We start from the raw sequence: 12,887 nt of genomic DNA on the forward strand, positions 1-12,887 counted from the left end.
CCGCCGGGCGGCGGTCAGCTCAGCGTTCCGGTGATCTCGGCCGTGAAGACGTCCGCGTCCCCCTGCCGGCCGGTGACCAGGACCCGGGCGGCGCTCTCGCCGGTGCTGGGGGCCGGGGCGGCCTCGAGCCGGCACGGCGCGTCGAACTCGGCGTAGCGCAGGAACGCGGCGTGCAGGTTTGACGGCGAGAACGCGTGCGGCCGTGCGAGGCTGCAGGCGGCCTGGCGCGCGGCCTCCAGCAGCACCATGCCGGGGATGTGGTCGGCGTTGTGGTCGAACAGGATCGGGTGCCGCGGGTCGGGGTCGACCAGCCAGTGACCGGGGCGGCCGGTGGGGGAGAGCACCACGTCGAAGGGCAGGATCCGCCCGTAGACCGAGGGCGCCTCGGGGCTCGGGGGGGTCATCCGGCCGATGCGCTGGGCGCCTGCGGCCGCCCCGCGCAGTCGCCGGTACGTCGCCGGGGCGATGCAGGAGAAGCGGCCCCCGCCGGAAGCGCACAGCAGGCCGTTACGCTCGACGTCGATGTGCATGGTGAACTCCGACAGGCGTCTGCCCTTCCACGCCATGTCGGTGCAGGACGCCTTGAGGGTCAGGTCGCTGGGGACCGCGCCGATGAGCAGGCGCTCCGCATGCGTGGTGACCTTTATGTCCCACATCAGGAACTGATGGCCGAGGGGGACGCCTAACTCCGCATGGGCGAGGTAGAGCCCGACCTGGCGGATGGTCTCCACCGCCTGCATCGGGTCGTGGCGGGTGCCGTCGGCGCTGGTGAAGAAGGTGTGGGCCCGCGGCCACTGACCGGTGAGCGAGTAGTGCGTGTCGTCCAGCTTCTCGCAGCCGGTCAGGAAGACCTCCGCGAGGCTCGAACGGTGCACGTACTCACGCGGGACCGTCGTGGTCAGCCGGGGCATGGTGGTGGTGTCGGGCGATTGGGGTCTCTTGGTCTGCTGCGCGGGTATCGCGCGGTCGTCCTCTTGAAGCGTCAGGAGGGTCACCTTGTCTCCGTCTCTCCGTCGGAATGGGGCGGGCAAGACGTGCAGGATCCATAAGATACGGACCTACCGGTTTTCTTTTCAAGTGTGCTTGGCCAACGGAGTGTTGGTGAAATTTTCCGCTGTGGCGCATGGAACGTATTCGTCGTTTCCGTGGCGCACGGCGAGAAGATCCACAGCAGAAGCGGAGGGCTGTCCGGTTGGCGCGGCTGCGGAGCGTCACGGTTGCGGCATCTCGCGGCCGGGCTCGTCCGAGGCTATAGTAAAACCGGATCTGCGGTTTATTTCCTGGATCCTCGACGGTGAACAGTGCCTCCGCGTTGCCTGAGCAAGATCGTTTCTGCCCTTGCCACCTGGGAGACAGTGATGTCAAAGCCGCAGTGTCCGTACGCCATCGACCCGTCGGGGACGGATGTCCAGGGGGAGGCCGATCTGCTGCGGCAGCGAGGGCCGGTCACCCCTGTGGAGCTGCCCGGCGGCGTGCGGGCCTGGGCGGCCACCGACCCTGAGGTGATCCGGGGGCTGCTGACCGACCCGCGCGTCTCCAAGGACGCCTACCGCCACTGGCCCGCCTGGATCGACGGGGAGATAGCACAGACCTGGCCACTGGCCATCTGGGTCTCGGTGCAGAACATGTTCACCGCGTACGGCCAGGACCACCGGCGGCTGCGCAGGCTGATGGCCCCGGCGTTCACCGCGCGGCGGATCTCCCTGCTGCGGCCGCGGATCGAGGAGATCGCGGCCGTCGTCCTGGACGAGCTGGCCGCGAAGGAGGTGCCGGATGTGCCACTGGACCTGCGTGCCAGGTTCGTGGACCACCTGCCGCGCGAGGTGATGGTCGAACTGTTCGGCGTGCCCGACAGGTTCCGTGAGCCGCTGCAGCGGATCATCAACGGCTTCTTCGACACGGGGATGTCGCTGGAGGCCGCGCAGCGCAACCACCAGGATCTGTACCGGACCATGGGCGAGCTCGTCGCCTTCAGGCGGCGTACCCCCGGCGACGATCTGACCAGCCATCTGCTGTCGGCGGGCGACGAGGAGAGCGGTGGGCCGCTGAGCGACAAGGAGCTCATCGACAACCTGATCCTGATGCTCAGCGCGGGCAACGAGACCATGGTCAATGTCCTCGGCAACACGGCGGCCCTGCTGATGGCCCACCCCGACCAGCTCGCGCTGATCCGTAGAGGGAAGGCGAGCTGGGGCGACGCGGTCGAGGAGTCGGTGCGGATGAAGGCGCCGGGTGCGACCGGGATCCTGCGCTACGCCGTCGAGGACGTCCCGGCGGGGAACACCGTGATCCCGAAGGGCGAACCGCTGGTCATCTCGTTCGCGGCGGCAGGCCGCGACCCCGCCGTGCACGGAGCCACGGCGGACCGGTTCGACATCACCCGCGAGGCGCGCCGCGAGCACCTCTCCTTCGGCCACGGCACGCACTACTGCATCGGGGCCTCGCTCGCCCGGCTGCAGGCGGAGGTGGTCCTCGAAGCCCTGTTCACGCGCTTCCCCGACATCTGCCTCGCGGTGCCGTTCGAGGAACTGCGCCCGGTGGAGTCGTTCATCTCCAACGGGCACCGCGAAGTGCCGGTGCTACTCGGCCGGCCGGCCGGCTAGTGTCCGTCACGGGCAGCGTCTGCCCGTGACGGAGCGGCGTTTTGGTGCGTGCTCTCGGTGTGCCGGGGCGGAAGCCCTCGTACAGGGGCGTACGTGGGCTTCGGGCCGGTGCGGCGAGAGGGCGTGCAAGGCGTCGCGACGGGGCGGACGTCGCCTGCTGGGGACTGGAGCCGCGCAACTGCCTCTGCCGGGCCAGGAGTGCGGGCACGCTCAGCCTCAAAGGAAGAGGTCTGCGTGGTCCTGTGCCCAGGTGCGGTAGGCCGTCGGGGGCCGGCCGAGCAGGTCGGCCATCGCGTCGCCGTGCAGCGCCTTGCCCCCGGACGCCTGCAGGGCCGCCCGCTCGAGCAGCGCCTCGACCGCCGCGGGCGGAAAGCGCCGGGACAGCTGGTCGCGTGCCTCCTGGAGCGTCCACTGCCTGAAACGCAGGGGGCGGCCCAGCACGTCGGACAGGATGTGCGTCTGGTCCCGCGCGGTGAGGTGCTCGGGCCCGGCCAGCGTATAAATCCTTCCCCCGTGGCCCGGCTCGGTGAGGGCGCGTACGGCGACGCGGGCCACGTCGCGGGGATCGACGGGTGCATTGGGGGCATCGCCGTACGCCGCGTACACCGTGCCGTTCGCGCGGATCCCGGAGCTCCAGGCCAGCGTGTTCGACATGAACGCCCGTGGCCTGAGCAGAGTCCAGGTCGTTCCGGCGGATCGCACGGCCGCCTCGATCGCCCGCTGCCGGCGCGTGATCATGTCGTCGATGTCGTCGTCGACCACCGCGGCCGACAGCTTGACCACGTGGACGACGCCCGTGGCGGCGGCCGCCTCCAGGAACCGCTCGTCGTGCGGCTCGGTGGGGTGGTTCGTCACCAGGAACGCGGCACGTACGCCGCGCAGGGCCCGGCGCAGCGCCGCCGGATCGCCGTAATCCGCCGCCGCCGTCTCCACGAGGGGGCCGGTCAGGGCAATGTGCTCGGGCCGCCGCGCCAGCAGCCGGAGCGGGTGCTTCGCCGCGAGCTGCCGGGCCACCTCGCTCCCCAACGTGCCCGTAGCGCCCGTCACCAGGATCAACGGATTCCTCCGATCTTTCGCCGGCCGTGTGCCGCGGTCGACCGTACCGGCAGGCAGACGGCCCTGTCCGGCGTACCAGGTGCGGAGGAGGCGTGGACGGCGCGCGGAAGAGGGTTCGGAATCAGCCGAATCGGAACTTCCGATTTCGCATGGCGGCGCAGGTGGCGCCGGGCCGGGGGCGCCGGGCCGGGGACGCCGGTGTCCCGGTGAGGGGCGAGCGACGCGCCTGCCGGGCCCTGAGCGGCGACGCGGCGAGGGCCTGTGAATCGAGCCAGTGACCTCTGGAAGACCGCCGAGCCAGGCTTGTGAATATACGGACTACCTGGTTTGGTTCTATAAGCTGCTGCAGAACATTTTGCGGCACAGCAACGATCTGGAGGATTCATAGTGGTGCGACAGGAGCGGGCGAGGCGCACCCGGGAAGCGATCTTGGAAGCGGCGGCGCAGGTCTTCGACGAGCGGGGCTACCAGGCCGCCACGATCGGCGAGGTGCTGAACCGGTCCGGCGTGACCAAGGGAGCGCTGTACTTTCATTTCCCGTCCAAGCAGGCCTTGGCGCAGGGCGTCCTCCAGGAACAGTTCCGGGGCGCGAGGCTGGTGCCCAGAGCGAGCAAGCTGCAGGAACTGGTGGACATGGGGCTCGCCCTGGCCCATCGCATGCGGCACGACTCGCTGGTCAGTGCCTCGGCCCGGCTCAGCCTCGAAGCGCAGATGACCGAGGTACTCGGCAACTCGTACACCACGACCTGGCTCGACATCACCGAGCAGCTGTTCCGTGAGGCCCGCGAGCAGGGGGAGTTGCTTCCTCATGTCGACCCGGCCGAGTCCGCTTGGACCTTCTCCGCGGCCTGGACCGGTGTCCAGATCTACTCCTTCAACCTGTCGGGCAGGGACGACCTGGAGGCCCGTGTGTCCTCGCTCTTCGCGCATCTGCTGCCGAGCGTCGCGGTGCCCGCGGTCCTGAGCAGACTGGAGTACAGCCCCGAACGGGCCGCCCTCGTGGCGGACGAAAGCAGACGGCTGGCCGCGCAGGAGGAAGCGGAGCCGAAGGCCGGGGCCTCCGTCTGATCCCGTTCCCCGATCGGAACATCAGCCTCCCTCCAGTGCCGACGCCGATCGTGCCGGCAGGATGACGGCGCACCCCGTTCACCGGGTCGTACGGTGCCCACTCCCCGACGACCTCGACCTGCCGCACGGCCCCGGTGCCGCCCGCGCCCTGCGCCGGGCCTGCACCGTTCCTCTGAACGTATCGTGCACTAACAAACCATCCGTGCGGTTTAATAGATCTCCTGAGTGAGGCACACTTCTCGGAGGACCCCTGGCTGCCTTAGTGAACTCAGGGGGTCCTCGAAAGCCGTGCCCTGTCAGTCGCAGTCCCCGAGCCCAGAATGCGAAGAAATACTACCGCTCAGGCGGTTTGTTTGGAGGCGGTCGTGATGGTCAAGCAGGTCCGGGCTGCACGCACGCGTGAGGCTCTGATCCGTGCGGCGGCGGAGGCGTTCGCCGACGACGGGTACGTCCTGGCATCATTGCCCGCGATCAGCAAGCGTGCGGGCGTGAGTACGGGGGCCCTGCATTTCCACTTCGCCAGCAAGGACATCCTGGCCGCCGAGGTGGAGAATGCGGCGGCCGAGCGCATCGCCAGGCTGGCCGAGCGCTGCCGGGCGGCGACCGACACGACCCTGCAGTCCCTCGTGGACACCTGCGCCGGGCTGTTGCGCGCGCTGTCCGACGACCCCGTGGTGCGCGCCGGATTCCGGCTGAGCGGGGACCCGTCCCGCAAGAACGACTCGGAGTTGCTGCACTGGTGGCACGGTCGGGTGCGCGATCTCGTGGCGGAGGCGCAGGGGGCGGGCGAGCTCGAGCGGACCGTCTCGGCGGACACCGCGACGACGGTGATCGTCTCCGCCACGGTCGGCTTCGGTGTGCTCGGCGCCGCGGACCGCAGCTGGCTCTCGGCCGGACGCGTCGCGCCGTTCTGGTCGTTCCTCGTGCCGCGCCTGGCGACGGCACCGCACCGCGTGCTGATGCCGGCTGTCGTGGCCCGCCCGGAGGCGCGTCAGGCCGACTAGACAGCGCACATGGTCTGTTATTGCCCCGGGCGGGTGGGGTGCGGACGCCCCCCTGTGCGGCCGCGTACGCGGGTGGCGCAGGCTCGCAGGGGCGGTCGATCGTGGCGCCCCTCGCCAGGAGTTGACAAACCGTTCGTGCTGTTTCTTTGCCGGGGGTCGCTGGAAGAACACTCCAGAATGCAGCGGCAGTCGAGGGGGAGACAGCGTGGACATCGACGTACTCGGCGCACTCGCGGTGCGGGAGCAGGGTGTCTCGCCTCGCACCGACCGCCCCCGGGGGAAATCGAGCAGTGCCGGGCGCGAGGAGTTCAAGCGGCTGCGGCGGCCAGGACCGTGAACGGCAGCGGACGATCAAGATCCTGAAAAGCGACCGCCTTCTTCGTGAAGGAGAACGACCGGTGAGCGAGTCGTACGGTTGATCCGCGCGGAGATGGCGAACTACTCCGATCGTCCTGCTGTGCCGGGTCCTGCGCGTGGCCCGCTCCTCCTGCTGCGCCTGGTGCGAGGGCGAGGCGGCCCGCCAGGAGCGCCGGGCGGCCAACGGCGCGCTCGCCCACGAGATCACCCGGTCTCTTGCGAGGCAGTCTCGGCGTTCGTGCCGGGGAGGAATGGCATCCCGATCCCGTGTCGGCGGCGCGGAGCGTTGCCGCATCAGGCTCCCGGGGCGCGGAGCGCCCCGACAGCCGGCCCGGCGGGGCCGGGCGGGGGTGAACGCGTGTACTCCTGTTCGCTGGTCGGGGTGAGGGTGGGGGAAAGGGGTGCGGGTGTGCGGGTCTCGTCCGTACGGTCTGGCGGTGGCGGTCGGCTGATCGGAACAGGGCAGGGGGTGGGGCGGTGGTGCGGGAGGCCGGGGAGGCGGCGGGGGCACGCGCGCGTTACGCCTGCCGGTTGCGGGTGTCGGCGACCGCTCGTGCGGGGCTGGAGGCGGAATGGGCGCGCTGCCGCTGGGTGTGGAACGAGTGCGTGGCCCGCTCCACGAAGGCCCACGCCCAGAAGGAGGCGTGCGGGGCCGGCCTGCTGGACCGGATGCTGACTCGGGCCCGTGCGGTGACTCCGTGGCTGGCCGCCGGTTCGTCGGTGCCGCAGCAGCAGACCGTCCGCGACTTCGCCGCCTCCCGCGCCAAGGCGCTGAAGGACATCAAGGGCCGGCTGCCGGTGAACCGGCGGGCGGGCATGCCCCGGCACAGGAGGAGGCACCGGGCGCGGCCGACGCTGAACTGCGCCCGGCGCGGCTTCCGCCTCAAGGACGGGAGCCTGCGTCTGGCGGGCGGGATCGTCCTGGGGGTGGTGTGGGCGAAGAAGGTGGTTTGCGGCCATGACGTGATCGCGGTGGAGGACTTCCGGCCCAGATTCCTGGCGAGGTCGTCGATGGCACGCAGGGCGGCGGACGCCGCGATCGACGCCACCCAGCGGGCTCTGATCGAGATGGGCCGCAAACACGGCCGGGACATCCGGCTGGTGCATCCCGCGCACACCACGATGGACTGCGGCCGGTGCGGAGCGGGAACCAAGCACGCACTGCCGCTGTCCGAACGCACCTACACCCGCACCGCGTGCGGGGCCGTCTCTCCCCGGGACAAGAACTCCGCGCGGGTGATGCTCCTCCGGGCAGGTCTGGACCCGGCTGGTGTCGAGGGCGCAAGACCGCCCGGAGCGCTGCTCCGGGAGGCGGCCTGAGCCAGGAATCCCCTCCCCCTTCAGGGAAGGGAGCAGTCAAGACGCCCTTCTTGCGTCCTCAACGCGTTGCGTGCGCAGGGGCGGGGGCAGGGCCCGGGTCAGGAGCAGCCGGACCCCGGCGCCGACACCGGTGTCAGGGGCAGGGTGCGCCGGTCCTCGGCGCGGGCGGCGGAGAGCAGTTCGCGGCCCTTGTCCGTCATGAGTTCCGGGCGCCAGAGGGTGCCGCCGTCGAGTTCGACCGTGACGCCGCTGACCCCCTCGACGACGCCCACCTTCTGCTCGATCGATTGCATGATGGTCGGCACCGCCATGCAGAACGGCGCCGTCAGGCTGATGCGCACCGTCGCGTGCCCGCCGGGGGCGACGGTGACCTGGCGGATCAGGCCGAGGTCGACGAGGCTCATCGGGCGTTGCCAGGACTGGCTGCAGGGGTCGTACACGTCCTGGAGCGCGGTGTGCACCCGCTCGGTCGTGTCGGTCGTCTCGATCGTCTCGGCGGGCGCGGTCACGACGCGTCCGCCCACTGCTCGGGGCGCATGGCGCGCCAGTTCGACCACATGGCGCGGTTCCCGCCGTGCTCCGCGCGGGCCTTCGCGAACTCGTCGTCCTTGATCCGCTCGGCCGCCTGCGGCAGGTCGATGCCCGCGATCCGCGCGTAGTTGCCGGCCAGGAACGCGGCTCGCTGCTCGTGCGTGATCTGTTCCAGGCCGTAGCGCTCCAGGATCTGGTCCGAGAAGGTCAGGCGCGCCATCTTTTCCAGGACGGGCTGCGGGTGGAAGTGCAGGGCGCCGGAGGCGTAGATGATCTTCTCGGCGCCGCCGAGGGAGATCATCTGGGCCAGGGCCTCCTCCACGTACCCCATGCCGTGGGCCAGGATCGCCGAGGTGATCTCGAGGTTCGCGTAGACGTTGGGCAGCCGCATCAGCGCCATGGCGACCTCCTCCACGAACGGCGGCAGGCCGGCGTGGACGATCTCGAAGGAGAGGTCGATGTGGCGGATGGCGACCGTCTCCAGGTCGTCGATGCCGAAGGGGCCCAGCGGCACGAGACCGTTGGGTACGATCTTGTGCAAGGCGATGATTTTGATGCCGAGCTCCTTGGCGAGCTCGAACAGTGGCGCGAACTCAGGGTCGTCCAGGCGCCAACTCAGGTCCGGGGAACCGGCGTTGGGGTACATCTTGATGCCGATCGTGCCGGGCACCTGGGCCACCTGCTCGCGCAGATCGCGCAGACACGCCTCGATGCCCAGGGCCGGATTGATCCCGGCGTAGGGCACGATCCGGTGCGGCCACCGCTCGGCCAGCACCCGGTTCTTCTCGCCGTTGCACAGACCGTCCTCGAAAACGGCGTCGATGCGCAGCCGGTGGTTGACCGCCATGTCGACGTCGGACTCGGTGAACAGCGTGTGTGCGAGCAGCTCCGGCGGCCAGTCGGTGCAGAAGGCCTCGCGGGGGATGGCGGAGCCCTTCGTCGCGAAGCGCTCGTGCATGCCCCAGAGCATCTCGCGCAGGGCGAAGGCGTGCAGGTTGGGGAACTCCCCGTCCTTGCGCAGGTTGTCGTCCGCCACGTTGTACGGGTGCACGGTGGCGTCAATCACGAACATGTTGTCGATCAACTGGGTCTCCCGTAGCGGCGGTCGGCGACCGGTCCGGTCGGCCAAAGAAGGCGTGAGGGGAGTGTGCGACCGCGGCCTTCAGCGGGGCTAAAGCGCCCGCCGGGGCACTCCGCGCGGCGGCGTGCGGGCCTGTGCCGACCGGGCCCGGCGTCCCGCGGGGGCGCCGCACGCGCCAATTACGCTACACCTGTTGCGTAATTGGCGGGCCCTGCCTATCCTGGATAACGAAACAGCCGTATCGAAATGCGGGTGCGGCAGACCGCCCGCGACCACAAGGAGCAGCCCCGTGTCCACCACTCCCGCTCGCCGAGGCCGTCCCCGCAGCGAGGACGCCGACGGACGGATCCTGCGGGCCGCCCATGGCCTGCTGGCCGAGCGGGGGTACGAAAAGTTCGCCATCGACGAGGTGGCCGCCCGCGCCACCGTGGCCAAGACGACGCTCTACCGCAGATGGCCCACCAAGGACCACCTGCTCGTCGCGCTCGTGGCCCGGATCCAGGACGAGGTGGAGGTCGCCGACACCGGCGACATCCGGCGCGACCTGACCGTCTACCTCACCGCCGTCGCGACCGGCCTGGACCGGATGCGCCGCGTCGGCCGGGATGCCGTGGGGGAGGCCGACCGGTCGGCCGGGGTCGTCGCCGAACTGGTGGCGGCCGCCGCCCGGCACCCGGACGTGGGCGACGCCGTACGCGGGCTGTTCGCCCGGCGCAACGCCCTGCCGCTCCGCCTGCTCGACCACGCCCGCGAGCGCGGCGCGCTGCCCCCCGGCACCTCGTCCGAGGTGCTCTTCGATCAGCTGGCCGGAGCCCTCTACTACCGACTCCTGATCACCGGGGCGCCGATCGGCGCCGGCTACGTCGCCGAACTCGTCGACCAGGTACTGAACGGTGCCCTTACCCCCCACCCAGAGAGGGCCTGACCATGTCCGCCACCTCTTCCGCCTCCGTCCCCACACCCGCCGCGTCCGTTGCATCCGGACCGCACGCCACGCAGCGGGACACCCCGCCCAGGCGCCGCCGCCGCTGGATCCTGTCGGCGCTGGCCGGATGCGTGGCCGCGCTGGGGGGCTACGCGGTGTGGACCCATACCCATCCGGTCCGGCTGACCGCGTCCATCGAGATCGAGGCCGACCCCGAGCAGGTCTGGGCGGTACTCACCGACTTCGACTCCTACCCGCGGTGGAACCCCTTCCTCACCGAGGCCGTCGTCACCTCCGACGACGGCCTGCGGCCGGGCGCGACGATGCGCAACCGCCTGGAACAGAAGGGCGAGGCCGGCACGTTCACCCCGACCGTCCTCACGGTGAGCACCGGCCGCGAACTGCGATGGCTGGGCAAGGTCGGGCCGGGCTGGATCGGCGACGGCGAGCACCGCTTCGTCATCGAGCGCACCGGGCGCGGCACCGTCCGCTTCACGCAGAGCGAGAAGTTCTCCGGCGTGGCGGTGCCCTTCGCCGCCGACAGCCTCAGGAACGACACCCTGCCCCAGTTCCGGGCGATGAACAGCGCGTTGAAGGAGCGGGTCGAGCAACTCGCCGCACGCTGATCTCCCCGGGCCCAGCCGGTTCACCAGCATGTCCGAGAAGCTCACAACCCGCCTGCCAGCTGAGGTAGTTCAGGCATCGATGGGCTCGGTCGGCGACTGGTACGACAGCGCCCTCGCAAAGGGCCTGTGGACGCTCATCCACACCGGATGCATCGGACTCGGCTCCGTCGGGTTTCGAAGAGCAGCACTGCGCCCACCGGGCAACGACCGGACGAAACGAATCCGAATCCCCGTCAACCCGCCCTGACCAGCTGATCAACGCCTCCCGCACGCCGGAGGAACCTCACAGACGCACACATCCGACCGGGAGGACGTCGTCCGCTGTGACGATGCGGATCCCGGCCGACACGGCGAGAAGCCGCAGGGCTCGTCGCTTTGCCCGCCGTTTAGCACCCCGCACCAAGCTGGATCTCGGCCACCGTCTCCTTGCAAGGAGTAAACGCATGACATCCCCGACGCACCATAAGACCACCCGGAGTTCAGCCTCGGGGCCGGTCCGTGGAGCCTGGGCCCTGCTCGCCGTGTTTCTGCTGGCCTGGACCGTGCTCGAGATGGTCAACCACAGCGGCGCGACGATTCCGCTGGGCATTGCGGGCTTCATCGCTCCTGACCTGACGCTGTTCGTCGGGCCGGGGGGGCCGCACGAACCCGGGCAGCTCCCACGCGGCAGGGTGGCCGCCTACAACCTCGTCCACCGGCCGGTCGTCCCGGTTCTGGGGCTCGTCGTCGTCCCCTTCCTGCCGGGCGACGGACCAGGTGCCAACGTGGGGCTGTTCACCTTCGCACTCGGCTGGCTGCTGCACATCGCTTCTGATCGGGCGCTCGGCTACGGACTGCGCACTGCCGACGGCTGGCAGCGCTGAGCGCCGACCGAGCGGCTTTTGCGGCCCCGGACGCAGCGACCGAAGCTCCGCACGGCCTCGACCAAGACTCATCTCTGGAGGCTTCTTCATGGACACCCATCAGCGGCCGGCCGAGGAGGCCGACGCGGCCGGCGGTCCCGCGCTCAGCTACCCCTTCCACCGGCCGTCGGCGGTCGAGATACCCCGCGTCTACGCCGAGCTGCGGGAGCAGTGCCCCGTCGCGCACGTGCGGCTGCCCAGCGGTGACACGGGATACGTCGTCACGCGCTACGACGACGTGCGCACCGTCCTTGCCGACGGCGTGTTCAGCCGGGCGGCCACCGTGGCGCCGGGCGCGCCGCAGCTGTCGAAGACGCCGCCGCTGGCCGGCGGCCTGTTCACCATGGACCCGCCCGAGCACACCCAGCTGCGCAAGCTGGTGCTCCGGGAGTTCACCAACCGTCGTGTGCAGCAGCTGCGCCCGCGCATCCAGGAGCTGACCGACGGTCTGCTCGACTCGATGGAGAAGCTGTCCCCGCCGGTCGACCTCAACACCGAGCTGGCCTTCCCCCTGCCGGTCATGGTGATCTGCGAGCTGCTCGGGGTGCCCTTCGAGGACCGCGGCCGCTTCCGCGCGTGGTCGGACGCATTCGTGTCCCTGACCTCGCACACCGCGGAGGAGTCCGCGGCCCAGCGGGCGTCGATGATCGGCTATCTCAAGGAGCTCATCGACCGCAAGCGCGAGGAGCCCGCCGACGACCTCATCGGCGCGCTTGTCGCCGCGCACGACGAGGACGGCAAGCTCACCGAGCACGAGCTGATCACCATGTGCATCACGCTGCTCGTCGCCGGCCACGAGACGACCGTCTCCATGATCGGTACGTGTGTGCTGACCCTGCTGCGTCACCCCGAGCACCTTGCCGCGCTGCGCGAGCGCCCCGAGATGATCGAGCACGCGGTGGAGGAGCTGCTGCGGATCAACCCGATCGGCGACGGCGGCCCGCTGCGCGTCACGCTGGACGACGTGGAGGTGGGCGGCACCCTGATCCCGAAGGGCAGCGCGGTGCTCGCCGCGATCTGCTCGGCCAACCAGGACGCCGAGCGCTTCCCGGAGGGCAGCCCCGCCGACTTCGACCCGACCCGGCCCACAGCGGGCGAGCACCTGGCCTTCGGGCACGGGCCGCACCACTGCCTCGGTGCCCCGCTCGCGCGGGCCGAGCTGCAGATCGTGATCGGCACGCTGCTGCGCCGCTTCCCCGGGCTCAAGCTCGCCGAGGAGGTCGAGTCGCTGAGCATGACGACCGGCATGATGGTGCACGGCCTGACCCGGCTGCCCGTGACCTGGTGACGGGGGCCCGGGCCCGTTCGGGCCGGGTCCGCACAGCATTTGTCCCGCCGCCCCGGAAGGGGCGCCGGAGAGATCGCCCACCAGCTGCCGAAGAGGTCGGCGTTCGGGCCCATGCGCATGGTCCGG

At 70.4% G+C, this 12,887-nt stretch carries 13 protein-coding genes; 9 read left to right on the forward strand and 4 right to left on the reverse strand.

What is annotated here, in order from left to right; genetic code table 11:
- Positions 1 to 14: 14 nt before the first annotated feature.
- Positions 15 to 995, reverse strand: a complete 981-nt coding sequence (locus ACWDUZ_RS18965) for a ScbA/BarX family gamma-butyrolactone biosynthesis protein (RefSeq protein ID WP_451632928.1) — start codon at positions 993 to 995, stop codon at positions 15 to 17.
- A 363-nt stretch (positions 996 to 1,358) separates the two neighbouring features.
- Between ACWDUZ_RS18965 and ACWDUZ_RS18970 the strand changes: the two genes are divergently transcribed.
- Positions 1,359 to 2,603: a cytochrome P450 family protein gene (locus tag ACWDUZ_RS18970; protein ID WP_451632929.1), complete on the forward strand. Its 1,245-nt coding sequence runs from the start codon at positions 1,359 to 1,361 to the stop codon at positions 2,601 to 2,603.
- A 216-nt stretch (positions 2,604 to 2,819) separates the two neighbouring features.
- On the opposite strand, the gene ACWDUZ_RS18975 is transcribed toward ACWDUZ_RS18970, so the two are convergent.
- Positions 2,820 to 3,650, reverse strand: coding sequence for an NAD(P)H-binding protein (locus ACWDUZ_RS18975; RefSeq protein WP_451632947.1), 831 nt, complete (start codon positions 3,648 to 3,650; stop codon positions 2,820 to 2,822).
- 399 nt (positions 3,651 to 4,049) lie between these two features.
- Here ACWDUZ_RS18975 and ACWDUZ_RS18980 point away from each other — a divergent pair, with 399 nt between their 5' ends.
- From ACWDUZ_RS18980 to ACWDUZ_RS18995, 4 genes are all read left to right on the forward strand, one after another.
- Entirely contained in the window at positions 4,050 to 4,727 is a 678-nt protein-coding gene (locus tag ACWDUZ_RS18980) for a ScbR family autoregulator-binding transcription factor (protein ID WP_451632930.1), read from the forward strand.
- Between the two features lie 368 nt (positions 4,728 to 5,095).
- A complete protein-coding gene (locus ACWDUZ_RS18985; protein ID WP_451632931.1) occupies positions 5,096 to 5,731 on the forward strand; it encodes a ScbR family autoregulator-binding transcription factor in 636 nt (211 codons plus the stop codon).
- Between the two features lie 205 nt (positions 5,732 to 5,936).
- Positions 5,937 to 6,068, forward strand: a complete 132-nt coding sequence (locus ACWDUZ_RS18990; protein WP_451632932.1) for a hypothetical protein — start codon at positions 5,937 to 5,939, stop codon at positions 6,066 to 6,068.
- Between the two features lie 497 nt (positions 6,069 to 6,565).
- Positions 6,566 to 7,408, forward strand: coding sequence for a zinc ribbon domain-containing protein (locus ACWDUZ_RS18995; RefSeq protein WP_451632933.1), 843 nt, complete (start codon positions 6,566 to 6,568; stop codon positions 7,406 to 7,408).
- 98 nt (positions 7,409 to 7,506) lie between these two features.
- Here ACWDUZ_RS18995 and ACWDUZ_RS19000 read toward each other — a convergent pair whose 3' ends face one another.
- Entirely contained in the window at positions 7,507 to 7,917 is a 411-nt protein-coding gene (locus ACWDUZ_RS19000) for a metal-sulfur cluster assembly factor (RefSeq protein WP_451632934.1), read from the reverse strand.
- Positions 7,914 to 9,011, reverse strand: coding sequence for an amidohydrolase family protein (locus tag ACWDUZ_RS19005; RefSeq protein ID WP_451632935.1), 1,098 nt, complete (start codon positions 9,009 to 9,011; stop codon positions 7,914 to 7,916). The genes ACWDUZ_RS19000 and ACWDUZ_RS19005 overlap by 4 nt, the downstream gene beginning before the upstream one ends.
- 298 nt (positions 9,012 to 9,309) lie before the next feature.
- On the opposite strand from ACWDUZ_RS19005, the gene ACWDUZ_RS19010 reads away from it, so the two are divergent.
- The 4 genes from ACWDUZ_RS19010 to ACWDUZ_RS19025 all read left to right on the forward strand — a co-directional run bounded on the left by ACWDUZ_RS19010 (position 9,310) and on the right by ACWDUZ_RS19025 (position 12,761).
- Positions 9,310 to 9,945 (forward strand): TetR/AcrR family transcriptional regulator, encoded by a 636-nt coding sequence (locus ACWDUZ_RS19010; RefSeq protein WP_451632936.1) that lies wholly within the window; start codon positions 9,310 to 9,312, stop codon positions 9,943 to 9,945.
- Positions 9,946 to 9,947: 2 nt separating this feature from the next.
- The gene (locus tag ACWDUZ_RS19015; RefSeq protein ID WP_451632937.1) at positions 9,948 to 10,571 is read left to right on the forward strand and encodes an SRPBCC family protein; all 624 of its coding nucleotides are present in this window, start codon (positions 9,948 to 9,950) and stop codon (positions 10,569 to 10,571) included.
- A 443-nt stretch (positions 10,572 to 11,014) separates the two neighbouring features.
- Positions 11,015 to 11,434, forward strand: coding sequence for a DUF4260 family protein (locus ACWDUZ_RS19020; protein WP_451632938.1), 420 nt, complete (start codon positions 11,015 to 11,017; stop codon positions 11,432 to 11,434).
- A gap of 88 nt (positions 11,435 to 11,522) precedes the next feature.
- Entirely contained in the window at positions 11,523 to 12,761 is a 1,239-nt protein-coding gene (locus ACWDUZ_RS19025) for a cytochrome P450 (protein WP_451632939.1), read from the forward strand.
- The last annotated feature ends 126 nt before the right edge of the window (positions 12,762 to 12,887 follow it).

The organism is Streptomyces sp. NPDC003393 (genome assembly GCF_053589015.1).

What these genes read in the sequence shown, in the direction of transcription:
- ACWDUZ_RS18985 (WP_451632931.1), top strand. Translation starts at nt 5,096, where the DNA reads ATGGTCAAGCAGGTCCGGGCTGCACGCACGCGTGAGGCTCTGATCCGT.
- ACWDUZ_RS19005 (WP_451632935.1), bottom strand. Translation starts at nt 9,011, where the DNA reads ATGTTCGTGATTGACGCCACCGTGCACCCGTACAACGTGGCGGACGAC.
- ACWDUZ_RS19015 (WP_451632937.1), top strand. Translation starts at nt 9,948, where the DNA reads ATGTCCGCCACCTCTTCCGCCTCCGTCCCCACACCCGCCGCGTCCGTT.
- ACWDUZ_RS19020 (WP_451632938.1), top strand. Translation starts at nt 11,015, where the DNA reads ATGACATCCCCGACGCACCATAAGACCACCCGGAGTTCAGCCTCGGGG.
- ACWDUZ_RS18970 (WP_451632929.1), top strand. Translation starts at nt 1,359, where the DNA reads ATGTCAAAGCCGCAGTGTCCGTACGCCATCGACCCGTCGGGGACGGAT.
- ACWDUZ_RS19025 (WP_451632939.1), top strand. Translation starts at nt 11,523, where the DNA reads ATGGACACCCATCAGCGGCCGGCCGAGGAGGCCGACGCGGCCGGCGGT.